Genomic DNA, 23,947 nt, shown 5'->3' on the forward strand with positions numbered 1-23,947 from the left:
GCCGCCGTCAGCCGGTGACCTCCCAGGTGTCCAGGGCCGTCGCGTGCGTCTTCGCGCCCTCTCCCGCGGGCCAGAAGTCCTCGCGCCACGAGAGCTGGATCGCGTACTCCGTGCCGTTCTCCGCGATGTAGCTCTGGTTCAGGGCGTGGATCGTGCGGCCCGCCTCGTCGGTGTACGTGTACTCCCAGAGGGCGCCGTCCCGCCCCTGGAAGGTGTTCTTCTCCATCCGGATGCGCTCGTAGTCCGACTTGTCCGGAGCCGACTTGGTGTGCCGCTCGATGTTCGTGAAGTTCTCGTACGAGGTGTACGGCGCGTCGGTGACGACACCGACGAGGAACTCCTCACGTCCGGTCGACCCCGCATAGGTGATCTGTCCGGGGCGCTCGGGGTTGACGGACTGCCGGGTCCAGCCCTCGGGCACCGCGAAGGAGAAGCCCTCGGGGTCGGTGACCCGGTCGGTCCCCGCGGGGGCCTCGGGAGCCTGCGACGCGAGCGGGCCCGGGGTCTCGCTCGGGGTCCGGCTCGGGGTCTCGCTCGGGCTCCCGGCCGGCTCCTCCGACCGGCTGACCGACGGCCTGTCGTCCTTGCCCGCACCGTCCGCCTTGTCGTCACCGGTGTCCTTCCAGAGCAGGACACCGGCGGTCACCCCGCCCCCGACGACGAGGGCTCCGACGAGCGTGGCCACCCAGATTCCGGCCCCGCCACGCGGCTTGGCCGGGGAGGGCTGCTGTCCGATGTGGACGGTGTGCGGGGCGTACGCGGGCGGCCCGGTCGGTGCCGCGGTCGGCGCCTCCGGTGCCTGTGGCGTGGCGAGCGGTGCCTGTGGCGTGGCGAGCGGTGCGTACGTCGGCGGGGCGGGTGGCTCGCCGCGGCCCGTCATCCGCAGCAGGTACGGTCCGAGCAGCGCGGCCGGGAAGATCCACAGCAGCCCGAACAGGAGCATCTCCGGGACGCTCAGCCCGAGCTCCACGTTCCCGCTTCCGCTGCTGGCGCCGCCGAATCCGGACCCTCCCTCGAAGGCCTGCCCGGACAGTTCGACGCCGAGGCCGCTGAAGCCGGCGAGCAGCAGGAGGAACCCGAAGAAGACGGCGGCGGCGAGGAGTTGCTCGCCGCGGCCCACGCAGCGCCGCGCGGCGAGCACGCCGAGCGTCAGCGCGCAGACCAGGCCGAGCGCCAGCGCGCCGACGATCGCCCAGTCGTTGGTGACGTCGCCCAGTTCGGCGAGGCCGAAGGACTCGCTCTCGCGCCCGCTCCCGTACATCGAGCTGCTGCCGCGCACCGAGGCCTCGGCGCCCGCGCCCCAGCCGATGCCGAGCGCCGTGACCGCGAGGTTCGGCAGGACGAGCAGCGCGACGAGGAGCGGTGAGATGCCGGCGTCCTCGAGGTCGGTGAGGTCGGCCAGGTCGTCGACCTGGGCGAGGCTGACGAAGGCGACGAGCGAGCAGAGCACGAGGACGACGACGAGGGCGCGCAGCGCGGTGCCGGTGGCGCGGACGACGGACTGCGCGCCGGGGCGCGCGGCCAGCCTCGCCCAGGCCGACGGCTGTGCCTGCCCGGCGGATCCTCCTTCGGCCGCCGCCGCGTCCACGCGGTGCAACACCCCGCAGGAGACGGCCAGTCCGAGCACCAGCGCGCCCAGCGCGGCGAGGGCCGGGGACGACGACAGCTCGACTCCCTCGATCTCGGGCTGCGCGAAGAGCGCGAGCACGAGCACGCCCACGGTGACCGACAGCGCGACGCGGACGGCCGCTTCGAGGCCGGCGGTGCCGCCACCGCCCTGGACCGCGCCACGGGCCACCAGGCGGTTGCGCAGTACGCGTACGCCGATGACGAGGGCCACGATCCACAGCGCGGTCATGGTGAGCGGGACGAGGTGCAGGGACGCGGCGCCTTCGACCGCGGCCTCCGAGGTGTCCGACCCCATCCCGAGGCCGCCGGAGCCGTCGGAGCCGCCGAAGCCCGGCCGCTCCTCACGGCCCGTGAACTCGAAGCCGCCGCCGACGGATTGGAGCAGCAGCGCGAGGGCGACCCGCAGCCGGTCGGTGAAGTCGAAGACGACCTCGTCGTCCTGGCCGTACGTCGGGAGCGCCAGCGAGACGGCGCCGATCAGCAGCATCGCGACCGGCCACAGGGCGGCCTGGACGGAGCCGGCCCAGTCCCCGCGGAACGTACGCCCGAAGAAGGCGCCCACGGGTGAGGGGGCGAGGGCGGCGCCCGGGGTGTGGGCGGGTGACGGTGGTGAGGCGGGCGGTGCGGGGGGTGGTGAGGCGGGCTGTGCGGGGGGTGGTGAGGCGGGCTGTGCCGGGGGTGGTGAGGCGGGCTGCTTCGGCTCGGGAAGGCGTTCGCGCCCGCACTTCATGCAGAAGCGGGCCTCATCGGGGCTGGGCGCCCCGCAGTGTGGGCAGTACGACGCCATCAGGACGCTCCGTGACTCAGGAGTTCAGCAAGGAAAGCGGACCGGCCCATAAGCGCCGCATAAGTAAACGGCAGGGTCGTATCAACGGACACATCTTGCCCGGTGGCCGGTTCCCTTGGGTTCGGGGTGCTTGAGTCTCAACTGGAGCGTTACGAAGCGGGCTTGGTCGGCGGTGCCTGACGTCAGCTCTGCTTGAAGCCGCGGTGCAGCGCCACGACGCCGCCCGTCAGGTTCCGCCAGGCCACCTTGGACCAGCCCGCGTCCTGCAGCAGCGCGGCGAGCGCGGGCTGGTCGGGCCAGGAGCGGATCGACTCGGCGAGATAGACGTACGCGTCCGGGTTCGAGGAGACCGCGCGGGCGACCGGCGGCAGCGCGCGCATCAGGTACTCCTCGTAGACCGTGCGGAACGGCCCCCACGTGGCGTGGGAGAACTCGCAGATCACGACCCGGCCGCCGGGCTTCGTCACGCGGTACAGCTCGCGGAGCGCGGCGCCCGTGTCCTGGATGTTGCGCAGCCCGAAGGAGATGGTGACGGCGTCGAAGGTGTCGTCCTTGAACGGCAGCTTCGTCCCGTCTCCCGCCGTGAACGGCATCCAGGGGTGCCGCCGCTTGCCGACGCGCAGCATGCCGAGGGAGAAGTCGCAGGGCACGACGTACGCGCCGGCCTGCGCGAAGGGCTGCGAGGAGGTGGCGGTGCCGGCCGCGAGGTCGAGGACCTTCTGCGCCGGGCGCGCGTCGACCGCCCTGGCGACCTCCTTGCGCCAGAGGCGGGCCTGGCCGAGGGAGAGCACGTCGTTGGTGACGTCGTACCGTTCGGCCACGTCGTCGAACATCGTGGCGACTTCGTGCGGCTGCTTGTCCAAGGAGGCTCGGGTCACCCGGCCATTGTGTCAGGCCGGTCTTCTCTCTTGACGCCGGCCCGGTCGGCCTGCGGCCCGCGCTTTCGCCTGCGGCGGGCCTCCCTCGCGGGAGCGTCTGCCATGGGCGGTTTCCTGGCGGGTGCGGCGTGCGTCGTGGCTTGTCGCGCAGTTCCCCGCGCCCCTGAAGGGGCGCCCCTGACGGAGCGCCGGAGGCGCTTCTAAGGGGCGCGGGGAACTGCGCGAGCGGGCACGATGTGCCCGCAGGCGCCGGACTGCCGGTGCAGGCAGACGGGCTAGCGGGCTCGGTAGACGAGTTTGCCTGCCAGCACTGTTGCCACGCAGGTGTGTGCGCCCCTGCGCACCAGCTCCCCGCGGTCCCGTACGTCGAAGACGGCGAAGCGGGCCGGGGCGCCGGAGGTCAGGGGCGGGAGCAGGATCAGGGGGGTCGGGGAGAGGGAGGGCGGGCCGGGGAGGTTCGGAGGGCGGTGGCCCACCGCGAGGCCCGATCGGCGGAGCGCGTCCAGGGCGGGACGAGCCCGCAGGTCCCCCGCCACCGCCACCGTCCCGTGCGCCAGCATCCGCTGCACCCCGCGCCGCGCACTCGCGCCCAGGAGCGACGGGTCGGCGCGGAAGAGAGCCCGGGCCCGCTCCCCGCCGATGGGCTCCGTGCCGAGGCGGTCGGCCTCGCGCGGATCCGGGTGGTAGGTGGCTTCGAGGAGTTCGGGCGCGTACGGGTTGAGCAGGCCCGGCGTGAGGATGCCGGGCCAGCGGCGGACGCGGGCGGCCGGGTGCGCCGCGGCCAGCTCCTCGTGCGGGCCGACGGCGGCGACCCGCGCGCCGTCGACCAGGACCGCCGCCTCCGGTGAGTGTTCGGCGACGTGGAGGGTGAGCAACAGGGGGCCTCAGTTCGTGGCGAGGAGCTTCAGCTCGGGGTGCGCCGTGCCGCCCTCGATCGCCGTGGACGAGATGTGCGAGGCGACGCGGTCGTCGACCGGGTCGTTCGCCGGGTCGTCGTGCACGACCAGGTGCTCGTACGTGGTGGCGCGCTGCGCCGGGACCCGGTCCGCCGTACGGATCATGTCGATCATCTCGCGGAGGTTCGAGCGGTGCTTGGCGCCCGCCGACGAGACGACGTTCTCCTCCAGCATCACCGAGCCCAGATCGTCCGCTCCGTAGTGGAGGGTGAGCTGGCCGGCCTCCTTGCCCGTCGTCAGCCAGGAGCCCTGGATGTGCGCGACGTTGTCGAGGAAGATCCGGGCGATCGCGATCATCCGGATGTACTCGAAGATCGTCGCCTGCGTACGGCCCTTGAGGTGGTTGTTCTCGGGCTGGTACGTGTACGGGATGAAGGCCCGGAAGCCTCCCGTCCGGTCCTGCACGTCGCGGATCATCCGCAGGTGCTCGATGCGCTCGGCGTTGGTCTCGCCCGTGCCCATCAGCATGGTGGAGGTGGACTCCACGCCCAGGTTGTGGGCGATCTCCATGATCTCCAGCCAGCGCTCGCCGGACTCCTTGAGCGGGGCGATCGCCTTGCGCGGGCGGGCGGGCAGCAGCTCGGCGCCCGCGCCTGCGAAGGAGTCGAGGCCCGCGGCGTTGATCCGCTGGATCGCCTCGTCGACGGAGACCTTGGAGATGCGGGCCATGTGCTCGACCTCGGACGCGCCGAGGGAGTGGATGACCAGCTGCGGGAAGTTCTTCTTGATGGCGGAGAAGTGCTCTTCGTAGTACTCGACGCCGTAGTCCGGGTGGTGGCCGCCCTGGAACATGACCTGGGTGCCGCCCAGCTCGACGGTCTCCGCGCAGCGGCGCAGGATGTCGTCGAGGTCGCGGCTCCAGCCCTTCTTCGTGTCCTTCGGAGCGGCGTAGAAGGCGCAGAACTTGCACGCCGTCACGCAGACGTTCGTGTAGTTGATGTTGCGCTCGATGATGTACGTCGCGATGTGCTCCGTACCGGCGTAGCGGCGGCGGCGCACGGCGTCGGCGGCGGCTCCCAGCGCGTGCAGCGGGGCGTCCCGGTAGAGGTCGAGCGCCTCTTCCGGAGTGATCCGCCCACCTGCGGCGGCGCGGTCGAGGACGGACTGAAGGTCGGCCTTCTCGGTCACCGGGGCGTCCCTTTCGTAAGTTTCGTAAGGGTTGTGGACGGACCAAGCCAGCGTACGCCAGCACCCTCCGCCGCCCGACGCGGGCTGCGGACTGCGGGCTGCTCAGGCTGAGTACGACCCGAGCAGCAGCCCCACGAACGCGCCGCCGATCAGGAAGGGCCCGAAGGGGATCGCCGTCTTGCGCCCGGCCCGGCGGGCGACGACGAGCCCGGCCCCGTACAGCGAGGCGAGCAGGAACCCGGCGAAGGTGCCGAGCAGCAGCACGCCCCACCCGTACCAGCCGAGCACCGCCCCCAGGGAGAGGGCCAGCTTCACGTCGCCGAAGCCCATGCCGTTGGGGTTGATGAGGAACAGTACGAAGTAGGCGCCGGCCAGCGCGAGCGCTCCGTACAGCGCGCCCAGCCAGGAACCGCCCGACTCCGGCACCGGCGCCGCGCCCCCGAGCAGCGCGAGCGCGGCGCCCGCGAGCGGCAGCGTGAGCACGTCAGGGAGCCGGTGCACGGTGAAGTCGACGAGCGCGAGCAGCACGCCGAAGGGCGCGAGCAGCAGCCAGACGGCCAGCTCGGGCCGCGCGCCGGTGGTCGCGGCGAGTGCGGCGCAGACGAGGGCGATGGTGGTCGCGACGGCCGAGGTCCGGGGTCCGTACCAGCCGCCCTGGGAGCAGTGGGCGAGCCCGGTCCAGGAGCCGACGGGCCGCCCCTCGGGTGTCTCGGACCGCCACCGCTCATCGGGCGGTACGGAGAGCCGGTAGGCGGCCCGGGGCACGAAGAGTCCCGCGAAGGCGCCCCAGAGGGCGCCGCCGAGGACGAGGATCAGCAACAAGAGCGCAGCCTCAGCCGGCCGACGCGGTCAGCCCGCTGCGCCAGGTCGGCAGGAGTTCGTCGAGCAGTGCCTCCGTGCGCGGCGGCAGCCCGCGCGCACCGCTGCGGGCGACCAGGTCGGCCGCCACCTGCTGGAGCCGGGCCGGGTCCTCCGTCGCGTGCGTGGCGCGGAGCAGCTCGTTCCAGAGTCGCTCGTCGCCGGGTGCCGAGCCCAGCGCCGCGTTGAGCGCCTCGATGGCCTTCTCCGCGCGCCCCTTCTCCAGGTGGAACTCCGACAGGGCGAGGCCGATGTCGGCGACGAGCAGCGGCAGCTGGGCGTCGATGATCTCGTGCGTGAGCCAGCCGTACCGCCCCTGCGGCCGGTCGGCGAGCAGCGGCCCGCGGACGAGGACCAGCGCGTCGGTGAGCATCCGGCCGCGCACGGCACGGTTGCCGGCGCCGCGCCCCTGCGTGGCCTCGTGGTACAGCGACCGCAGCACGTCCAGGTCGGACACGACGGACTTGGCGAGCGTGAGCCGCCCGGTCCGGTCGGCGCGCAGCCGGGGCGACCCGTCGGGGTCGGTGCCGAGCCAGTCGCGAAGCCGCTCGACGAGCGCGCCCCGCACGTCCTCGGTGACGCCGCGCGGCCACAGCGCGGAGGCGAGCACGCGCGGGTGCACCCCTTCGCGGTGCAGCAGGAGCAGCGCGAGCGCCTCGTGCATGAGCGCACTGCGCTCCCCGTCCGGGGTCTCCAGGCCGATGATCTCGTACGTACCGACGAGGCGGGCGTAGACCGCGGGCCGCCCCTGCTCGGTGACGTCGACGAGGAACGGCGGAGCGGCGCCCGTGGGGCCGTCGTCCGGTCCCGTGGGGTTGCCGGAGCCCTCCGGGTCGGCGTCCGTGAAGAGCTGCACGACGGCGCGCTGCTGGGCCTCGGGCAGCGTCTGCGCGGCCAGTTCGAGCCCGAGGAGCGGCGCGAGCAGCTTGCCGTCGCGGGTGATCTCCATCTCCCAGGCGGCGCCGGGCAGGTCCCCGGACTCCGTGCCGACCAGGTAGCCGATGCCGAGGCGGGAGGCGTCCGCGGCGAGTTCGGCGAGCTTGACCGCGTCCTCGGCGCTCGGCTCGGCGGCGAGCAGCACGAGGTGCGGGGCCCAACGGGTGTGCTGGGCGGGGCCGGTGCGGCCGGTGAGCACGGAGTCGTGTCCGGCGGCGCCGAGCGCGCCGCGCCGCTGCCGCGTCTCGGCCTCCATCGTCTCGATGAGGGCCTCGACGTCCTCCAGGTGCCGCAGCCGGTTGGGGGCGAGCGGGGTGAGGTCCTGGCCGAAGCCGACGACGGTGATGGTCATGCGGTCCGACCAGCCGTTGGTGGCGAGTTCGGCGGCGACGGATGCGAAGACGGCGGCGCGGTCGGCCCGGCTGCCGCTCAGCGAGACGATGCCGGGAACGGCCTCCAGGTTGAGGAGCAGCCGCGAGTCGTCCAGGGTGCCCAGGCAGACGAGGCCGGGGTAGGGCGCGGCGGTGTCCACGGGCTCGTACCGCTCGGCGTCGGCGCGCGACAGCATCCAGAACGTCTGGTCCTGGCCCAACTGCCAGGGCGCGGGCGGCCGTCCGGCGGGCTGGGCGAGCTGCAGGTGCAGGGCGCCGTTGCTCAGCCAGGCCGCGTACACGGTCGGCAGGGCGCGGTTCTCCTCGGCGAGCGACGCGGCGAGCCCGCGCAGCGACAGGTCGAGCAGCCGTACGCCCTCGGGGTCGGCGCCCACGAGCAGCGCGTCCTGCACGTCGGCGGCGTCACCGGTCGGCGTCGGCGGCTGCATGCCGCCGCGCCCGCCGACCGCGCCCATGGCCGACTGCCACAGGGCGTGCCGGCGACGGCGGCCGAGCGCGCCGAGCAGGCCGGCGGCGAGGAGGGGCGCGCCGAGGAGGGCCTCGGGCAGCCCGAAGTCGAAGCCCTCCGACTGGGTGCCGTCGCTGGCGGCGGGGGTTTCCGGAGTGGCGGGGGCCTGCGGCATGGCGGGCTTCTCGGGGGCGGCGGGCCGCTGCTCGGGAAGGGCGATGTGCGCGGTGTCGCGGTCGACGGAGGAGCCGCCGCCCTGCTGTCCGCCGCCCTGCTCCTGGCCGCCACCCTGTTCCTGGGCGCCGCCCCCTTGCTGGTCCCGGCCGCCGGTCCTGGAGTAGTCGGAGATCTGCTCCTTGACGTCCTCGGAGACCTTGGGCGCCTCGTCGGGCATCTCGACGAGCTCGCCGCCGTACGCGTCCGCGGGCATCTCCATGATCCAGCCGGGCCGGATGAGGCTGGCCTCGGAGAGCTTCGAACCGTCGGGCTGCTCACGGTCCTTGTTGAGCTGGTAGATCTCCTTGTACCGGCGGCCGTCGCCCAGGTGCCGCTCGGCGACCTCCCACAGGGAGTCGTGGTGGCGTCCCTCGGGCGGCTGGATCCGGTAGTACTTCGTGTCGCCGTCCTTGGCGGTGCTGCCGCCGTCGGCGCGCGCGGCGGCCTGGTCGGCCTGGGCGGCGACCGCGTCGGCGGCGCTCGCCGCGGCCTGCCCCTCCTGCCCGAAGAGGCCGGGGGTCTGCTGGGCGCTCGCGGCGGACGCGGGCTTCTGGTTCCCCTCGAGGGACTGCCCGAACTGCGAGAGCCCCGGCGCGAAGCTGGCGGCGGTGGCGCCCACGAGCAGCACGGTGGCGACCAGCTGCCGCGCGAGCATCTGACTGCCGCCGGCACCCGGCACCCGGCCCGGAATGCCGACTCCGGAGAGCGCGGCCTTTACCTCGACGAGCACGCAGGCGGTGAACTGGGCCCAGGCGAACCAGACGACGACAGTCAGTACGTTGATGAACGTACTGACCGTGATCTCCTGCTGGAGCCAGCTCAGCGACGGCGCACCGCCAGGCAGTGGCCATCCCACGAAGACGACGAGGGCCCCGGGCACACCGACGAGCAGCACGAGCAGCGCGACGAACGCGAGGAAGGCCTTGACGAAGTCCCCGAGGCTGCGCCGGCGCCGCGGCAGCGGCTGCGGCGTCCGGTTCCGCGGAGACTGCGGGTTCGGCGGGCTCGTCGAGCGTGATGTGGTGCGCGCCATGGCAGGTGTCCTGGTGTCCTGTGGGGAGGGAAGTGGATGGGCGGAGGGGCAGAGAGGCCGGGGAGAACTATGAGGTGATGGTACGGAAGGGGCCGGAGGTCAGTCGGTGCCGGAGGCCTTGCCCTTTCCGTCGCCCTTGCCACCGCCCTTGCCGGCCTTTCCTTCCTTCACCGCGTCGTTCACCTTCTTGGTCAGGTCGTCGTCCAGCTTCTTGAACTCGCGGACGACCGCGTCGGACAGGTCGGCGAGCTGGTCCAGTTGCTGGCCGATGTCCTCGCGGCCGTCCTCCCAGTTGGACTCGAAGTCCTCCAGGGAGTCGTAGACGCCGCCGTCGCCGATGTCGTCCTTGTAGGACTCGAAGGTCTTCTTCGTACGGTTCATCCGGGTCTTGATGGAGCGCAGCCGGCTGCCGTAGTCCTCCAGGTCGGTGAGTGGGATCGTGAGGTCGCTCTTGCCCTTGCCGCCCATTTCCGTTGTCCCCTCCCTGAGTTGTTCTGCTGCCGGCCGCCGATGCCGCCGGATACCGATGTCGCCGGATACTGATGACGCCGGGGTCAGCCGACCTCGTTCTCCGCCACCGCGCGGCCCTTCACCGTGACGTCCCCGCCGTAGAACATGCCGGTGAAGACGGGGCTGTACGTCATCTGGACCTCGACCTCGACCTGTTCGGTGCTGGCGGTGACGCAGTGGGTGTTGGCCACGTCCGCGCCCGTGAGTCCCGCCTCCTCCACGAAGGCCTTGACCCGGGCGCCGCAGTTCTCGTAGTTGATGGGCGCGCCCTTCACGCCCTCGTAGATGTCCTCGAGCTGGAGGTCCTGCGCGGCGTAGCGCGCGGCCTGTTCCGCGATGTCCGCGGCGCGCTCCCGTTTGGAGATGGAGAGCCCGCCGTCGATGACGAACGCCGCGAGCGCGAGGAAGACGAGGCCGAAGATGATGACGGCGCCGGCACCCGAGCCCCGGTCGTCGAGGCGAGCGCGCCGGGACGCGGCCCAGTCGCCCACGGCGGTACGGACAATGCTCTGCGTCGCCCTGTGAGGTGTCACGCCGACCTCCGGTACGGGTCCAGCGGTGAGCTGAAGGTGGCCTCCAGCGTCGTCGGGATGTCCAGGCCCAGCATGGCGAGACCCCTGACCTCGCAGCTGACTTCCACCGTGAAGAACGGGTCGACCTTCTCGTCGAAGCCGGTGCTCTTCTGGACGACCGAGACCGGGCCCGAGCAGACGTCGGCGAGGTTCGCCCGTGCCGCCTTGCGCGCCTCGGCCAGCGCGGTGCCGTGTTCCTTCTGGATCGATCCCGCGCGTGCCGCGTCGCGGGCGGCGCTGTCGATGGCGCCCCGGCCGTCGACGAGCTGGCCGAAGGCGACCAGGACCAGGATGAAGAGGATCATCACCGGGGCGAGGATCACGACCTCGACGGTCGACAGGCCCCGGTCGTCGCTGAGGCGGCGGACCGCCGCCGCGGGGCGGAAGTTCCGCATCAGCCGTTCTCCTCCACGAACCGCTCCACGGGCCCCGCCGACCGCGCGTGCACGTCCAGGTCGAGCCCGGGGAAGACCGTGGGGACCCGGGCGGTGATCTCCACGCCGACCGTGTTCTGCTCCGGCTGGATCGTCTTCACGTCGGGGCCGAGCACCAGCTTCGGGCCGAGCTGGCGGATGTAGTCGTCGGCGGCGTCCCGCGCCTCGCCCCGCCAGCCGCCGGGATTCTCGTCGGCCATCGCGCGGGCCTTGCGGGCGCCCGCCTGCGCCGCCGCCTGGGCGACGTGGTCCGCGAAGAAGTACAGCGCGAACTGCACCGTCGCGAAGATCATGAAGAACAGCACCGGGGTGAGCAGCACGAACTCGATCGCGGTCATGCCGGACTCGCCGCGGGCGGAGGCGGCCTCCACCCTGCGGCGTATGAATCCCCGCATCCCCCGGGGCGCCTGTTCCCCCCGGGATCCCCGCGATCCCCGCACCCGAACCCCGTCGCCTTTCACGATGTGATGCCGCGTACGGCCCGTCAGCAGGTGCTGCCGGCGTCCGCGCCCTCGATGCAGTCGCTGACCTTGTCGGCGCCGCCCTTGAGCGCGGCGTTGATGACGGCGGCCACCACGCCGACGATCGCCACGACGACCGCCGAGATGATGACCCACTCGACCGCGGACGCGCCCCGGTCCAGCTCCCCGGAGCGGGCGCGCTGGACGCGCCCCTGGAGGAAGGTGATCATGAAGTCGAGCCCCGGGACACCGGTGCTGAAGTTACGTCCGTTCTGGCTGTCCATGGTGAGTTGTCCTCTCAGATGTGGTGGGGGGAAGAAGCGCCGGCCCCCGTTGTCGCCGACGCCGTCTAGACCTGGAACACGCGCATCGCCGCCGGGAAGATGAGGAAGACCAGGAAACCCGCGCACAGGAGCAGCTGCGCGACCAGCATCGACTGGGATTTCTCGCCCGCGCTGCCCTCGATCTCGGCCAGTTCGCGGTGTCGCATCGTCTCCGCGCGGGAGGCGAGCGACTCGCGCACCTTCGCGCCGTCGTCCGCCACCAGCGCCAGGGACGCCGACAGGTCCTTCAGCTCTTCCACGCCCAGTTCCTCGCCGAGCGAGCCGAGGGCCTGCCACTGGCTGACGCCGGTGATGCGGGCGTCGGCCAGCGCGCTTCGGATGCGTTGCGTCGCCCATCCGTCGGAGACTTCCGCCGCCGCCATGAGCGCCTCGGGGAGGCCGCGGCCGCCCGCGAGGCTCATCGACACCAGGTCCAGATAGGCGCCGATGACGCGGCGCAGGTCGCGCCGCTTTTCTGCCGCGTCCCTGCGTACTTCGAGGTCCGGCAGGAAGAAGAAGAGAGCGCCGAACATCAGCGCGAGCCAGACCGGGATGATCGGGCTGCGGCCGATGCCGAGCGTGTAGACGACGGCGAAGAGGAACGGGCCGAAGAACACGCCGGCCGCGGCGAGCAGCACCTTCGTCGCGAGGAACTTCTCCCAGCTGCGGTCGAGGACCGCCAGGTCGGCCCGGAGCGACCGCTGCTCCCAGCCCTGCTGGAGGTAGAACTCGGAGACCCGCGCGCCCACCCGGCCGCGCATCGTGCCGAACCGGCCGGGGCTCTCCGTGTCGGACGTCGCCCGGTGCGACTCGTACGCCGCGCCGCGCGCCCGCATCGCGTCGATGCGGGCGACCGTCGCGACGGCGCTGCGCTTCGACGGCATCAGGGCGCGGACGAGGGCGAAGACGCCGAGGCCGAGGATCGCGCCGATCACCACCGGCATCGTCAGGCTCATCGACGTACCCCCTCGGACGGGTTGGTGTAGCCGGGCACGACCTGCGGGGCCGCGCCCGGGCGGCCGAACTGCGGGGCCTGCTCGGGGCCGCCGGGCACGGGCGTGCCGCCGGGGCCACGGGGACGTACGAACTGCACGCCCGGCTCGTCCCTGACCAGGAAGCGGTCCGGCGTCTCCACCGTCGACAGCTTCCGCAGCCACCAGAAGCCCAGCGCGAACAGCGCGCACACCATGGCGAGCACGAGCTGGCCGACGGGCGTGCCGTACGGCTCGACGAACTCGCGGTTGAAGATGGACAGGCCGAGGACGAACGCGATCGAGACAGCGACCACGATCTGCACCGAGCGGCGGGTCGAGGCGCGCTGCGCCATGACGCGCTGGCGCATGTCGACCTCTTCGCGCGCCGACTTGGCGAGCGCGCCGAGCACCTGGCGCAGGCCGGGCCCGCGCAGCTTGGCGTTGAGGATGAGGGCCGCGACGATGATGTCCGCCGACGCGTCGTCGATCTCGTCGGCCAGTATCTGCAGCGCCTCCGGGAGCGGGGTGCGGGCACGGAGACGGTCCACCAGGGCGTCCAGGTGGGGGCGGAGCACCGGGGCGGCGGCCCGCGCGGAGGCGGGGATCGCCTGCTCCAGACCGACTGCTCCCGCGATCGTGTCGCGCAGCGACTCCGTCCAGGCGGCGAGAGCCTCGACACGCTTCATCTGGGCGCGCTCCTCGGCGGCGCCGCCGAACAGCTTGTCCCAGAAGAAGACGAGGATGCCGGAGGCGATGCCCGCCACGGCCCAGCGGGTGAGGAGGAGGACGACCAGGCCCACACCGATCGCCGCCGAGCCGCGCCGGCCGACGAACCGGACCAGTTCGTTCGCGCGTTCGCTGGCGCGGTGCTTCTCGTGCGCGGGCTTGGGCGGCAGGCCGCGGATCGCGACGGCGAGCAGCGCGATGCCGCCGCCGGCGGCGACGCCGCAGCCGAGCGCGTACAGGACGGGCAGCGAGAACAGTCCGCCCATGGAGCCGAGGCCGCCCTGAGCGGCGAGTGTGTTCATGTCGTGCTCACCCCCACTGCCCGGCGGGGCGGTAGCCGAACGCGGCCAGGTCGTCCATGCAGGCGATCGGCGCGTGCGCGACGACCCGTCCGTCGGGGGCCTCCGCGAAGACCTCGCTGGACAGGACGCGGCCGTCGACGCCGTTGACCTCGCGGACCGAGGTCACCATGCGCTGGAGCTTGCCGCCGGACTGGTAGTTGTTGCGCCGCTGGATGAAGACGACGAAGTTGACCGCTCCCGCGACGAGCATCTGGCTCGCCTCGATGGGCAGCCGCTCGGACGCCTGCAACGCGTATGTGGAAATACGGTTGAAGACCTCGCTGGAGCTGTTGGCGTGGATCGTGGAGAGCGAGCCGTCGTTGCCCTGCGACATCGCGTTCAGCATCGTCACGATCTCGTCGCCGAGCACCTCACCGACGATGACGCGGGAGGGGTTCATGCGCAGCGACCGGCGGACCAGCTCGGCCATGGTGATCTCGCCCTGGCCCTCGGAGTTGGGCAGCCGCTCCTCGAACGCGACGACGTTCGGGTGCAGGTCGGCGAACTGGTCGAGGCCGAGTTCGAGGGCGCGCTCGACGGTGACCAGGCGCTCGTGCGGCGGGATCTCGTTGGCGAGGGCGCGCAGGAGCGTGGTCTTTCCCGCGTTGGTCGCGCCCGCGATCATGATGTTCTTGCGGGCGCGGACGGCGCAGGCGAGGAAGTGCCCGATCTCCGGGGTCAGGGTCCCGTTCCCCACCAGGTCCGACATGAAGACCTTGCCCATGCGGGCGCGGCGGATGGAGAGCGCGGGGCGGCGCGTGACGTCCATGACGGCCGACAGACGCGAGCCGTCGGGCAGCCGCAGGTCGAGCTGCGGGTTGGCGGAGTCGAAGGGACGCGACGACAGGCCGGAGTACGCGCCGAGCACCTGGATCAGCTCGACGAGCTCCTCGTCGGTCTCGGCGACCGGGTCGGCCTTGGTCTCGCGGCCGTCGGCGTATCCGACGAAGACCTGGTCGCAGCCGTTGATGTCGATGTTCTCGACCTCGGGGTCGTCGAGCAGCGGCTGGAGCCTGCCGACGCCGAAGAGCGCGGCGTGCACGGCGGCCGCGTACTGCTCCTCGGTCTCCGCGTCGAGGGGGGTGCGCCCGGCGTTGATCTCCGCGCGCGCGTACTCCTCCAGGATCTGCGCGATGACGGCGCGGGCGTAGTGCCGCTCGTCCTCGCCCGACATCGGGGTGACGCCGGAGACCTGGTCGAGGCGGCGCTGCTCGGCGATGCGGTCGCCGGCGTCCTGCCGGAACCGCTTGACGAGCTGGTGATCGACGGGTGCGCTCATCGGCCCGTCCCCGGCTGCTGCGCGACGGGGTTGGTCCAGGCGGCGCCGTACTGCTGGTACAGGTCGACGGTCACCTTGCGGGCGGAGCGGATGAGCAGCGACTTGTCGAGCCGGCCGCGGCGGCGGCCCGCCAACTGGTCGGAGCCCGCCGGGTCGTCGGCCAGCGTGCCCACGACGCGGGCGCCGGTCTGCGCCGCCATCAGCATGTCGTTGACCTGGTGGACGAGCTTGGCCGAAGCCGAGGGGTCCGCGATCAGGAGGACGCCGATGAGGGGCTGCGCCAGGGACGCGGCGCCGCGCGGGCCGCCGTGCAGCTTGGCGGCGAGGGCCGCGGCGCGGTCGCGGACGCGCGCGATCGCCTCGGGCTCGGTGCGCGACACGAGCAGCACGAGCGCCGCGTGCGGGAACAGCTCGACAGCCGGTCCGTCGCCGCTGATCCGGCCGCAGTCGGCTATGACGTCGGCGGGCGCGTGCGGCGAGTCGGCGAGCTGGGAGAAGGCGCGGCCGAGCGTGGGCCAGAGCCCGGCGAGGCCGGCGGCCTGCTCGGCGATGCCGAGCCCGACGAGCACTTCGAGCCCACCGCTCAACGGCTGCGTGTGGTCCCAGAGTTGGTCGGGCACGAGGCCGCGGCGCGCGGTGGCCGCGATGCTGAGCATTCCGGTGTTCGGGTTGAGCGGTCCGCCGTGCGCGGCGGCACTGCGGTAGACCAGGTCGCCGCCGGCCGGGTCCGTCTCCGCCACGAGCACGCGGCGCGGCCAGACGGCGGCGAGCGCGACCGCGGCGGTGGTGACGCCGGGGGATCCCTTGTCGGCGGCGAGAGCGATGAGCGCCATGTCTCTTGTACTCGCCTTTAGTTGGTGTCGTCGGAGACGCGGGCCACGACGGCCTTGCCCTCGGAGGCCGCACTGGCCAGGGCCGCGGCTTCCTCCTGCGGGACGAGGAGGGTGATGTTGAGGTTGCCGGTGCTCACCGTGGCGTCGCTCTTGGCCGCGATGGTGTTCACCTTGGCGCCGCTGACCAGCGGGGAGCCGCTCGTCGAACCGCTGCTGCCGCTGCTCGACCCCTTGCCGGTGGAGGTGCTGGACAGGACCGGGTAGACGGAGACGGTGTCGCCGGGCTTCAGGTCGGAGGGGTACTGGCCCTCCTTGAGGGAGAGGCCGACGGAGGCCTTGCCCGCGGGCAGACCGCTCTTGGCGCCGAACATCTCGCCGACGGCGACGGTGCCGGCGGGGATGGTGCTCTTGGCCTTGAGCTTGCTGAGGGCCTCGGCCTTCTCCCACGGCACGTAGTTGATGGACTCGTCCTCGGCGACCATCACGGACTTGATGTTCCCGTTGACGACGGGCGACTCGCCGGCCGGGATCTCCTTGACCACCTTCACGACCTCGATGCGGTCACCGGCGCGCAGCACGAGCACGGTGGCGCCGAGGGCACCGACGAGGATGAGGAGGGCGGCGAGGGCGGCAAGTGCCGGTTTGCGCTCGCGAGGCGGCGCGGGAAGGCGCTCACCGACTCCCGGCTGAACCGGTGCGGCAGAACGGCTGGTGCCCGCCCCCGTACGCTCCTGGATCTTCACGCAACTGCTCCCCGCACACCCAAGAAGATTCGGTCAAATTCCGTCATTTGTGACACTCGCGGCTTTGTCGCCGCGTCCCGGACGGGCCATTCAGCCCCAGGTCCAGTGTCAAGTCATCGCACCGTATCAGCAGCACATAAGCCCCTCAAGGCGCGTTAAAGATCGCGAACCTCACAGCTCTCATCGTTATGCATGCGCAATCCACGCCGCTTCGTTGCTCCTTGAAGCGCGCAGAGTTTCCGCCCCTTTCCGAAGGTGGGTATGTGTGCGTACGCGAAGTGCGGTGCCGCGCACGGATGGCATCGCATCAGGCACCACACCAGGCACCGCACTACGCGCCGTGCCATGATCCGTCAGCCTCAAGGATGACGCCTCGGGGTGCGGGTCCGGTTCCCGCCCGCATCACTTGCCGCCTGACTCGTGAAGGGACACGGCTTCCCCATGGACACCCCCACCGAACACCCCTCACTCCTCCCCATAACCCACGCAACTCTCGCCGCGGATCACCGACTTCTGGCGGCCGTACGGAAGGTCGGCGCCCGGCACGGCTTCGACTACACGGACGACGCGGCGACGGCGGCACTCCTGGCGGAGCGCGGAAGGGCCGTACGCGGAGCGGGGCGCAGCGCACCGGGCTGGCTGGGCCTGCTGGCGGTCCTCGCGGGTGCCTGCTGGCCGTTCGTCGCCTCCGAGGCCGCCGCCCTGGCGGAGCAGCCCCGGGCCGCCGTCCTGCTCGGCCCGGCGGTGCTCCTCCTCGGGGTCGGCAGCTGGCTCTTGGTGCTCGTGTGGCGCCGGTGGAAGAGGGAGTTGCGGCACCCGCTCCTGACGGGGTACCGCGAGGTGATCGGCCTCGCGCAGGCGCACGGGGCGCCGGTGACGCACGTACCGGACTGGCTGGTGGGCCGCTCGGAGGGGAGGGGCGGGGAGGGGGCTGCGCCGATTCCGTCGTACGCGGAGGTGGACCCTCTTCCGGAGGTGGCCCCTCTTCCGGAGGGCGAAGCCGCACCGACGTCCCCACCCACCCCTACCGCTGCCGCTGCCGCTGCCGCTGCCGCTGCCGCTACAAACTTCGCGATTCCCCCCAAACCGTCGGCTGTCACGGCATATGAGGCGACAGCGGACCAGGGCGGCTGGCACGACGAGGCGGGCTGGCTCCTCCTGTTCGCGGGCGGGGCCGGCGTCGCCTGGGGCTACACGCAGGACGCGCCGGTCGGCTACCTGGCAGTTCTGCTCATCCCGTTGGCGATCGTGACGTGGCTGGCGGGCAGCCGCCAGGGCAAGGAGAAGCAGGAGTTGCGGGACGCGGCGGTGGCGTACGTACGGGCACTCGCGGCCGCGCAGGCGGCAGGGGCACGGGCGCCGGAACTGTCTCCGGTGTTGCGGAAGTTGCTGGCGGAGGAATCGGCCGGCGCCGGGGAACGCCCCGGGGGAACCGACGAAACGCCGACACCCGGCCGCGCGGCGGAGTGAACCCGCACGGTGCATTCCCCCTCTCTCCTTTCAGCGCGAGGGGAACCGTGCGAGATAATTGAACGGCTGACCAAATCCCGTTCGGGTCAACACCGTTGACCGCATTCTGGTCCGGACCTTTCGCGCGCCCAGTGAATACGCAATTCCTGCCGTACGAAAGAGAAGCCACCCCCCATGCGTGACAAGAGAACCCCCACCACCCCCACCACCCCCACCACCCCCACCGCCCGGGCACGCCGGACCTCCGTCGCCGCGGGCCTCGCCGCGACCACCGCCGCCCTGGCGATGGTCGCCACCTCCGCACCGGCCGCGCACGCGATCATCGGCGGCACCGAAGTCCCGAACGACTCCTACCCCTTCATGACGGCGGTCCTGGACAAGGGCGCGGGCAGCGCGCGCGACCGCCAGTTCTGCGGGGCGAGCCTGGTCACGCCGGACACGGTCGTGACGGCGGCGCACTGCCTGGTCGACGAGGCGGGCAAGCCGGTCAAGGCGAAGACCCTGCAGGTGGCGGTGGGCCGCACCGTCCTGTCCTCCCGCCAGGGCCAGATACGCAACATCGCCAAGAACGGCGTGGTCGTGCACCCCCGCTACCTCAAGGGCAAGGAGGCGTACGACGTCGCCTTCCTCCAGCTGGAGAAGCCGGTCCGCGGCATCTCCGCGGTCGCCCTCCCCACCCAGGGCACCGACGCGCTGATCCGCCCGGGCCAGAAGGCGACGGTCGCGGGCTGGGGCAACACGGACACGGAGCTGACCCACACGCCGGACCGCCTGCGCCAGGTGAGGGTCCCGATCCTCTCCCACGCGGAGTGCGGGACGAGCTACAAGGAGTACGACGCGAAGGTCAACTTCTGCGCCGGCGTGGAGACGAAGGACTCCTGCCAGGGCGACAGCGGCGGCCCCATCTTCCGCAAGGTCCCCGGCCGCGAGGCCCCGATCCTGATCGGCGTCGTCTCCTACGGCGACGGCTGCGGCGCGCAGGGCGCACCCGGCGTCTACACGTCCCTCAGCTCGGACAAGCTGTGGAAGACGCTGGACGAGTCTCGGTCGGGCAAGAAGATCAAGCGGGCGTTGAACCGCCGCTGACGCGGATGACGGCGTGGGCCGGGCGGCACTTCCGCGCTGCCCGGCCCACGCCCCGGCCGCGGCTGTCCCCACGAAAGCCCCTCGCGTCAGCTGTGGACGTCGGCCCGGCCCAGTTCCTGCAGCTCGGCAACGGTCATCTCACGCCGCTCTCCACCGTCGAGCGTCACCGTGCAGACACCGCCGCCCCATTCCGCACGCCTCACCTGACCGTGCCGGTTCTCCCACTCGACGTAACTGCCGTCCGCGCCCTCCAGCAGCCCCAGTTCACGCGAGAACGTGGCGTACCGGGCGAACCCGCGCTCGCCGCCGGTGCTGTGGCTCTGCGTCGCGGTGTTGTCATAGCGCATCTTCACGAACGGTACGGGGGCCCGGTCGAGCTTGGTCGGCTGAAGCATTCTGCGGAATCTCCCCCAGGCCTCTTCCTCCGTCTCCCTGCCGGACATCTCGATCCGAAAGGCGGGGAACAGCGCATAGGTGAGCGCATTCAGTTCGGGATTCCCGTTCGCGTGATAACCGTGCACCTTGGGGGCCACGACACCCACGGCGTCGAAATGGCTGCCTTCGTGACGGAAGCCTTCGAGAAGAGTCAACTGGGCCGCCGCCCCGACAAACTGCGGGCTGCGCTCACGCCCGAACGTGAGCACCGCCCGGACGAGCCCCTCGTCGTTCGCTCCCCGCACATTGACCTGCAGCAAGTGCCCACGGTCCGCGCTCGCTGCGGCGGTGAAGGTGAACATCGGGTTGGGAGACCACCGCCAGGCGGCTTCCATACCGGGGAGCGGTGCGACCCCGGGCAACCCGGAGAGCGCTGAGTCGAAGTCCATGATGGCCTCCTTGAGGTCACCGTCGGGCGGGCGTTGCTCCGCCGCTGACACGAAAGACACCGTCACGAACCCGTCTCCCACCGTGACGATCAGGTCGGACTGCCGCACCCTGAGCGCGATCTTCTCGCGTCCCAGTTGTCGCCGTAACAGCCGGGGAACCGGAAGGACTTCGCGAAGCCGCGGTGGATTTCCTGCTCGGTGAGCAGGACGGCGGCGTCGAAGTGGTGCACGGTGCCGCCCGTCGTCTCCCGGCGTCGAGACAAATGACCCGGTTCAGCGGATACCCTCGATGAGTTTCTCCAGGGCCTCGTCGCCGGTATCGGCGAGCAGCGTGACACTGTCCATGCCGATATAGACCTTGCCGTCCGGCGCGATTCCCAGATAGCTGTTGCGGCGGTCGGCCTCGCCGACGGGATACAGATACGCGCCCGCTTCCTCGCTGAGTACGTCGAAGATCTCGTCGTCCCATTCGGCCGCGAGAGGGTCGAGCCGGAAGCCCATGCGGGCCATCGTCCTGCCCGGCCCCCGCTCCTCGCACGCCAGACCGCCGAATTCGGCGAGGAAGAGCCGTGCCGCCTCGTGGATCTCGAAGCCGCCGTGTTCGTGCAGGACTCTCTCCCACTCGGCCGTGGGCACGGTTCGCCCGGGGTGCCAGCCGGCCGCCCGCAGTACGCGGTCGGTCTCCGCGGACCACAACCTGCTTGCTCGTGTCGTGTCCATAGGAGTGGTGGTTTGTTCGGTGGCGGGACCGGGCCGAGCGGTTCAGGGCACGAAGCGGAACGTAGACGTCACCGCGTCGAAGATGTCGAAGAAAGAGTCCGCGAGGCCGAGGACCTGGCTGCTGCCCGAGACGAGGGCGACCTTGCCCTCCTGGCCGGGGACCGGGATGAAGGTCTGCATCAGAACGACGCGGATCGTACGGTCGTCGCCGTCCACGGAGACGTCCTCGATGCCATACGTGCGGGCCGCGAGGCCGACGCCCGGGATCTCGACCGTCGTGACCTTCCGCCACGCGTCGCCCTCCCGCTTGGCCTCGCGCACGCCGAGCTGGGCGACGATGCGGTCCGGGTCGGTGGGGAGCACGTCGCCGTTGGGTGTGCGGGCGCCGACCAGGGAGACGGTGACCGAGCCCGTGACCGGCGTATCGCCGCCGAAGCTCTCCGCCATGCAGCCGCAGTACAGCGCGCCGGACTGCCAGGCGTCCTTCGACGCCTTGCGCAGGAACGCCTCGAAGGTCTCCCGGTGCGGGGCCAGCTCCGGGCGGGCCCGGACGCGGTCGTTGATCATCTGCCGGATGGCGGCGTCACGCGACTCGGGCCGCACGTCGAACTCCCACCACGTCTCCGGCACCTTGATGCTGAATCCGCCGCGCGCGATGGTCTGCGGTGCTGTGTAGCGGGCCATGGCTGGCACTCTCCCCGTCCCCCGGTCCGTCTGTTTCCGGCCGCCAGCCTACGGGGGCTACTCGCCGGTGGCTCCGTCGATCCGCTCCCTGAGCAGGTCGGCGTGGCCGTTGTGGCGGGCGTACTCCTCGATCATGTGCGTGAGGACGTAACGCACCGAGTACGTGTCGTCGCGGAAGTCGACGGTGACATCAAGGGAGTCGAACGCGTCCACGACGGCGCGGGAGCGGGCGCACTCCGCGTGCCAGCGCTCGAACGCCTCGTCGGGGTCGGCGTCCGCCACGTCGAAGTCGGCCGGGTCACCGGGTACGCGGCTCTTCCAGTTTGCCCCGATCGCCTCACCGCTCAGGACATTGCGGAACCAACTCCGCTCGACCTCGGCGAGGTGCCGCACCAGCCCGAGCAGCGACATGTCGGACGGCGGCACGGCCCGCTCCTTGAGCTGCTCGGCGGTCAGCCCCGCGCACTTCATCGCGAGGGTCTCGCGCTGGTACTGGAGGAATGCGGTGAGGGAGGTGTGTTCGTCGGCGGGGGTGTGCGGGGGTTCGGTTCGGGGGGTGGGGTGGGCGGTGGTGTGGGTGGAGGTCTTGTCGGACATCGGGCCATCATGGCCGGGGCGGGGCGTCACTGTCTCGGTGGACGCCTGGCGGACGGACGTTCACCTGTGCACGTCGGCCGGCCCAGTTCCTGAAGCCCGGCGATCGTCACCTCACGCCGCTCTCCACCACCGAGGTCCACCGTGCAGACACCGCCGGCCCAATCCGCACGCCGCACTTCATTGTGCCGGTTCTCCCACTCGACGTAACTGCCCTCCGCGCTATCCAGCAGCCCCAATTCCCGGTGCAGTGTCGCGTACTGGGTGAGCCCGCGCTCACGGCCGATGCTGTGGCTTCGCGTCCTGGTGTTGTCGTGTTCCTCGCCATGCGCGTGGTAACCGTGCACCGCGGGCGCCGCAACACCCACGGCGTCGAAAGGGCTGCCTTCGTACTGGAAACCTTCGAGGGAGGTCGAATGGGGCGTGGCCCCGATGAATTCCGAACTGCACCGGCGCCCGAATTCGGGAAGCTCCCGAACAAGACCCTCGTCGTTCGCTCCCCGCACATTTACCTGGAGCAAGTGCCCACGGTCCGCGCTGAGCGCGGCAGTGAAGCTGTCCTACGGCGCGGGCTGGCTAAGAAGGCAAATGCGTGTGCGGGTTGTCCAGAAGAGGCCCTGAGTCGCCCGGGCCACCCGCGCCCCCTGGCTGAGCCACCCAGTACAGTGCCGCGGACGCCCGCCACTGACAGGAGCCTCAGCCCCATGAAACGGACCCGGACCGCCCTCACCGCGACCGCTCTCGCCCTCTTGTCCGTCACGGCCCTGAGCGGATGCGGAGGATCCGACTCGGGTTCCTCCGACGCCTCCAACGGTTCCGCCGACAAGGCGAAGGAATCCCCGTCGAAACCCGCGGACCCGGCCGCCGAGCTCAGCCGCACCATCCTGTCCAAGAACGACGTCAAGGGCTTCACGATCAAGAAGCCCGACGCCGAGTACGCGTTCGCCACGTCCCAGGGACAGGTCAAGCTCGACAAGCCCGTCTGCGCCCCGATCGCCTACGCGACGAACCAGCTCCCCCTCGGCACCCCGAAGGCCGACCTGGTCCGTCTCGCCACGGGAGCGAAGGGGCCCGGCGCCTACACGTACGTCACGCTCGCCACCTACGCGAAGGGTGAGGCGCAGGCCACCCTGGCCGACCTCTCCAAGGCGATCCGCTCCTGCGGGGCGGGCTTCGCGGCCAAGGCGGACGGCAACACGGGCGCGTTCTCCTCCGTCACCGCCGAAACCGCCGCCACACCGAACGGCGCCGACGAGTCGGTCGCCTTCAGCGTCACGACGAAGCACGAGGGCGTCACCCACACCATGCGCGCCCAGGCGGCCCGCCACGGCGACACCCTCGCGCTCTACTACGCGGTGGACGGCTTGGCCTTCACCCAGTCACGCCCCGGCAACGCGAGGATCAACAAGGCCGTCGTGGAGGCGCAGAGCGCGAAGCTGGCGTAGGAATGCGCGCTCGGCTCGCGAGGGGGTCAGCCAATCGGCCCCCAATCCCTCCGCGGCCGCTCAGCCTCCTCCGCGGCGCCCCTCGAGGGAGCAGCCGTACGCCGCCGCCCGGACCGCGCATCGCTCACCAGGCCGTACAGCAGGCCGACCAGCGCGCCGATCGCGGGCATTGCGAAGACCCCGGCGACGCCGATCGAGAACCAGCCCTGGCTGTCACCGGCGTACAGAGCACGGATCCCGGTGACCGCGAAACACGTCACCAGCACGGCCCAGGGCAGCAGCCACGGCCAGAACCCGGGCTCGGGGACCGGCTCCTCGCGGCGGCCCTCGCTGTACGCCGCGTACCAGTACCGCGCACACCACCAGACCACGGTCCAGACGGACACCGCCATCGCCCCGAGCCCCACCCGCATCAGCCATCCGATGCCGTCATCGAACGCGCCGAAGGTCAGCCCGACCCCGAGTATCAGCGTCACCAGGAAGAGCATCGTGCCGACGGCGAGACGGTGCCGGCGGCTGCCGTCGAGAGCGCGGTGCGAGATGTACATGCCACCACTCTAGGAAGCGGGGCGGGTACTGGCTGCCGGGAGATCAAGAACTACGGCGAAGGCGGTCTGGGCACCCTCATCCTGGTAGCAGCGCCCCTGCAGAACCAGTGATCCCTTGG

Annotated in this window: 26 protein-coding genes; 3 read left to right on the plus strand and 23 right to left on the minus strand. The window is 71.6% G+C overall.

Going from position 1 to position 23,947, the window contains the following annotated elements; all coding sequences use genetic code 11:
• Window positions 1-7: 7 nt before the first annotated feature.
• The 16 genes from ACZ7LU_RS16450 to ACZ7LU_RS16525 all read right to left on the minus strand — a co-directional run bounded on the left by ACZ7LU_RS16450 (window position 8) and on the right by ACZ7LU_RS16525 (window position 16,457).
• Entirely contained in the window at window positions 8-2,416 is a 2,409-nt protein-coding gene (locus ACZ7LU_RS16450; protein ID WP_471916993.1) for a zinc ribbon domain-containing protein, read from the minus strand.
• Window positions 2,417-2,598: 182 nt separating this feature from the next.
• Entirely contained in the window at window positions 2,599-3,294 is a 696-nt protein-coding gene (locus tag ACZ7LU_RS16455; RefSeq protein WP_468557138.1) for a demethylmenaquinone methyltransferase, read from the minus strand.
• Between the two features lie 275 nt (window positions 3,295-3,569).
• Window positions 3,570-4,169, minus strand: coding sequence for an imidazolonepropionase-like domain-containing protein (locus ACZ7LU_RS16460; RefSeq protein WP_471916994.1), 600 nt, complete (start codon window positions 4,167-4,169; stop codon window positions 3,570-3,572).
• A gap of 9 nt (window positions 4,170-4,178) precedes the next feature.
• Complete coding sequence (mqnC, locus tag ACZ7LU_RS16465; protein WP_468557141.1) at window positions 4,179-5,378, minus strand: cyclic dehypoxanthinyl futalosine synthase; 1,200 nt, start codon at window positions 5,376-5,378, stop codon at window positions 4,179-4,181.
• 102 nt (window positions 5,379-5,480) lie between these two features.
• A complete protein-coding gene (locus tag ACZ7LU_RS16470; RefSeq protein WP_471916995.1) occupies window positions 5,481-6,200 on the minus strand; it encodes a prepilin peptidase in 720 nt (239 codons plus the stop codon).
• A 10-nt stretch (window positions 6,201-6,210) separates the two neighbouring features.
• The gene (locus ACZ7LU_RS16475) at window positions 6,211-9,261 is read right to left on the minus strand and encodes a BTAD domain-containing putative transcriptional regulator (protein ID WP_471916996.1); all 3,051 of its coding nucleotides are present in this window, start codon (window positions 9,259-9,261) and stop codon (window positions 6,211-6,213) included.
• Between the two features lie 99 nt (window positions 9,262-9,360).
• Window positions 9,361-9,729, minus strand: coding sequence for a hypothetical protein (locus ACZ7LU_RS16480; RefSeq protein WP_468088078.1), 369 nt, complete (start codon window positions 9,727-9,729; stop codon window positions 9,361-9,363).
• An 86-nt stretch (window positions 9,730-9,815) separates the two neighbouring features.
• A complete protein-coding gene (locus ACZ7LU_RS16485) occupies window positions 9,816-10,304 on the minus strand; it encodes a TadE/TadG family type IV pilus assembly protein (RefSeq protein WP_470978906.1) in 489 nt (162 codons plus the stop codon).
• Complete coding sequence (locus tag ACZ7LU_RS16490) at window positions 10,301-10,738, minus strand: TadE/TadG family type IV pilus assembly protein (RefSeq protein WP_468557149.1); 438 nt, start codon at window positions 10,736-10,738, stop codon at window positions 10,301-10,303. Before ACZ7LU_RS16490 ends, ACZ7LU_RS16485 begins: the two co-directional genes overlap by 4 nt.
• Window positions 10,738-11,172, minus strand: coding sequence for a TadE/TadG family type IV pilus assembly protein (locus ACZ7LU_RS16495; RefSeq protein ID WP_398300040.1), 435 nt, complete (start codon window positions 11,170-11,172; stop codon window positions 10,738-10,740). The genes ACZ7LU_RS16490 and ACZ7LU_RS16495 overlap by 1 nt, the downstream gene beginning before the upstream one ends.
• An 89-nt stretch (window positions 11,173-11,261) precedes the next feature.
• The gene (locus ACZ7LU_RS16500) at window positions 11,262-11,522 is read right to left on the minus strand and encodes a hypothetical protein (RefSeq protein ID WP_362996635.1); all 261 of its coding nucleotides are present in this window, start codon (window positions 11,520-11,522) and stop codon (window positions 11,262-11,264) included.
• 65 nt (window positions 11,523-11,587) lie between these two features.
• Window positions 11,588-12,517: a type II secretion system F family protein gene (locus ACZ7LU_RS16505; RefSeq protein WP_468088083.1), complete on the minus strand. Its 930-nt coding sequence runs from the start codon at window positions 12,515-12,517 to the stop codon at window positions 11,588-11,590.
• Window positions 12,514-13,563: a type II secretion system F family protein gene (locus tag ACZ7LU_RS16510; RefSeq protein WP_468557151.1), complete on the minus strand. Its 1,050-nt coding sequence runs from the start codon at window positions 13,561-13,563 to the stop codon at window positions 12,514-12,516. The genes ACZ7LU_RS16505 and ACZ7LU_RS16510 overlap by 4 nt, the downstream gene beginning before the upstream one ends.
• Window positions 13,564-13,570: 7 nt before the next feature.
• On the minus strand, window positions 13,571-14,881 hold the full coding sequence (locus ACZ7LU_RS16515; RefSeq protein ID WP_398300033.1) for a CpaF family protein: 1,311 nt from the start codon (window positions 14,879-14,881) through the stop codon (window positions 13,571-13,573).
• Window positions 14,878-15,714, minus strand: coding sequence for a hypothetical protein (locus ACZ7LU_RS16520; RefSeq protein WP_398300031.1), 837 nt, complete (start codon window positions 15,712-15,714; stop codon window positions 14,878-14,880). The genes ACZ7LU_RS16515 and ACZ7LU_RS16520 overlap by 4 nt, the downstream gene beginning before the upstream one ends.
• A gap of 17 nt (window positions 15,715-15,731) precedes the next feature.
• A complete protein-coding gene (locus ACZ7LU_RS16525) occupies window positions 15,732-16,457 on the minus strand; it encodes a hypothetical protein (protein ID WP_471916997.1) in 726 nt (241 codons plus the stop codon).
• A gap of 441 nt (window positions 16,458-16,898) precedes the next feature.
• Here ACZ7LU_RS16525 and ACZ7LU_RS16530 point away from each other — a divergent pair, with 441 nt between their 5' ends.
• Window positions 16,899-17,927, plus strand: coding sequence for a hypothetical protein (locus ACZ7LU_RS16530; protein WP_471916998.1), 1,029 nt, complete (start codon window positions 16,899-16,901; stop codon window positions 17,925-17,927).
• A gap of 174 nt (window positions 17,928-18,101) precedes the next feature.
• Window positions 18,102-19,013 carry a S1 family peptidase gene (locus ACZ7LU_RS16535; RefSeq protein ID WP_471916999.1) on the plus strand — a complete coding sequence of 304 codons (912 nt, stop codon included), beginning with the start codon at window positions 18,102-18,104 and terminating at the stop codon, window positions 19,011-19,013.
• An 86-nt stretch (window positions 19,014-19,099) separates the two neighbouring features.
• Here the strand turns inward: ACZ7LU_RS16535 and ACZ7LU_RS16540 are convergent, their stop codons facing one another.
• From ACZ7LU_RS16540 to ACZ7LU_RS16565, 6 genes are read right to left on the minus strand one after another with little or no spacing between them, the layout of a single operon-like run.
• Window positions 19,100-19,945 carry a hypothetical protein gene (locus ACZ7LU_RS16540; protein WP_471917000.1) on the minus strand — a complete coding sequence of 282 codons (846 nt, stop codon included), beginning with the start codon at window positions 19,943-19,945 and terminating at the stop codon, window positions 19,100-19,102.
• Complete coding sequence (locus ACZ7LU_RS16545; RefSeq protein WP_471917001.1) at window positions 19,927-20,100, minus strand: barstar family protein; 174 nt, start codon at window positions 20,098-20,100, stop codon at window positions 19,927-19,929. The genes ACZ7LU_RS16540 and ACZ7LU_RS16545 overlap by 19 nt, the downstream gene beginning before the upstream one ends.
• A 10-nt stretch (window positions 20,101-20,110) precedes the next feature.
• Entirely contained in the window at window positions 20,111-20,557 is a 447-nt protein-coding gene (locus ACZ7LU_RS16550; protein ID WP_471917002.1) for an SUKH-3 domain-containing protein, read from the minus strand.
• Between the two features lie 42 nt (window positions 20,558-20,599).
• Window positions 20,600-21,241, minus strand: a complete 642-nt coding sequence (locus ACZ7LU_RS16555) for a hypothetical protein (protein WP_398312479.1) — start codon at window positions 21,239-21,241, stop codon at window positions 20,600-20,602.
• Window positions 21,242-21,298: 57 nt separating this feature from the next.
• Complete coding sequence (locus ACZ7LU_RS16560; protein WP_471917003.1) at window positions 21,299-21,838, minus strand: DinB family protein; 540 nt, start codon at window positions 21,836-21,838, stop codon at window positions 21,299-21,301.
• A 26-nt stretch (window positions 21,839-21,864) separates the two neighbouring features.
• Window positions 21,865-22,356, minus strand: coding sequence for a hypothetical protein (locus ACZ7LU_RS16565; protein WP_471917004.1), 492 nt, complete (start codon window positions 22,354-22,356; stop codon window positions 21,865-21,867).
• Between the two features lie 183 nt (window positions 22,357-22,539).
• Between ACZ7LU_RS16565 and ACZ7LU_RS16570 the strand changes: the two genes are divergently transcribed.
• Window positions 22,540-23,280, plus strand: coding sequence for a hypothetical protein (locus tag ACZ7LU_RS16570; protein WP_471113892.1), 741 nt, complete (start codon window positions 22,540-22,542; stop codon window positions 23,278-23,280).
• Between the two features lie 26 nt (window positions 23,281-23,306).
• Here the strand turns inward: ACZ7LU_RS16570 and ACZ7LU_RS16575 are convergent, their stop codons facing one another.
• Window positions 23,307-23,828, minus strand: coding sequence for a hypothetical protein (locus ACZ7LU_RS16575; protein ID WP_471917005.1), 522 nt, complete (start codon window positions 23,826-23,828; stop codon window positions 23,307-23,309).
• Window positions 23,829-23,947: the final 119 nt, after the last annotated feature.

Source organism: Streptomyces sp. NPDC039462 (assembly GCF_055639375.1).

Coding starts and splice junctions, on each gene's coding strand:
- ACZ7LU_RS16550 (WP_471917002.1), bottom strand. CDS start 20,557: ATGGACACGACACGAGCAAGCAGGTTGTGGTCCGCGGAGACCGACCGC.
- ACZ7LU_RS16475 (WP_471916996.1), bottom strand. CDS start 9,261: ATGGCGCGCACCACATCACGCTCGACGAGCCCGCCGAACCCGCAGTCT.
- ACZ7LU_RS16450 (WP_471916993.1), bottom strand. CDS start 2,416: ATGGCGTCGTACTGCCCACACTGCGGGGCGCCCAGCCCCGATGAGGCC.
- ACZ7LU_RS16505 (WP_468088083.1), bottom strand. CDS start 12,517: ATGAGCCTGACGATGCCGGTGGTGATCGGCGCGATCCTCGGCCTCGGC.
- ACZ7LU_RS16515 (WP_398300033.1), bottom strand. CDS start 14,881: ATGAGCGCACCCGTCGATCACCAGCTCGTCAAGCGGTTCCGGCAGGAC.
- ACZ7LU_RS16490 (WP_468557149.1), bottom strand. CDS start 10,738: ATGCGGAACTTCCGCCCCGCGGCGGCGGTCCGCCGCCTCAGCGACGAC.
- ACZ7LU_RS16480 (WP_468088078.1), bottom strand. CDS start 9,729: ATGGGCGGCAAGGGCAAGAGCGACCTCACGATCCCACTCACCGACCTG.
- ACZ7LU_RS16555 (WP_398312479.1), bottom strand. CDS start 21,241: ATGGCCCGCTACACAGCACCGCAGACCATCGCGCGCGGCGGATTCAGC.
- ACZ7LU_RS16520 (WP_398300031.1), bottom strand. CDS start 15,714: ATGGCGCTCATCGCTCTCGCCGCCGACAAGGGATCCCCCGGCGTCACC.
- ACZ7LU_RS16510 (WP_468557151.1), bottom strand. CDS start 13,563: ATGAACACACTCGCCGCTCAGGGCGGCCTCGGCTCCATGGGCGGACTG.
- ACZ7LU_RS16560 (WP_471917003.1), bottom strand. CDS start 21,838: ATGTCCGACAAGACCTCCACCCACACCACCGCCCACCCCACCCCCCGA.
- ACZ7LU_RS16500 (WP_362996635.1), bottom strand. CDS start 11,522: ATGGACAGCCAGAACGGACGTAACTTCAGCACCGGTGTCCCGGGGCTC.
- ACZ7LU_RS16575 (WP_471917005.1), bottom strand. CDS start 23,828: ATGTACATCTCGCACCGCGCTCTCGACGGCAGCCGCCGGCACCGTCTC.
- ACZ7LU_RS16535 (WP_471916999.1), top strand. CDS start 18,102: ATGCGTGACAAGAGAACCCCCACCACCCCCACCACCCCCACCACCCCC.
- ACZ7LU_RS16495 (WP_398300040.1), bottom strand. CDS start 11,172: ATGCGGGGATTCATACGCCGCAGGGTGGAGGCCGCCTCCGCCCGCGGC.
- ACZ7LU_RS16530 (WP_471916998.1), top strand. CDS start 16,899: ATGGACACCCCCACCGAACACCCCTCACTCCTCCCCATAACCCACGCA.
- ACZ7LU_RS16570 (WP_471113892.1), top strand. CDS start 22,540: ATGAAACGGACCCGGACCGCCCTCACCGCGACCGCTCTCGCCCTCTTG.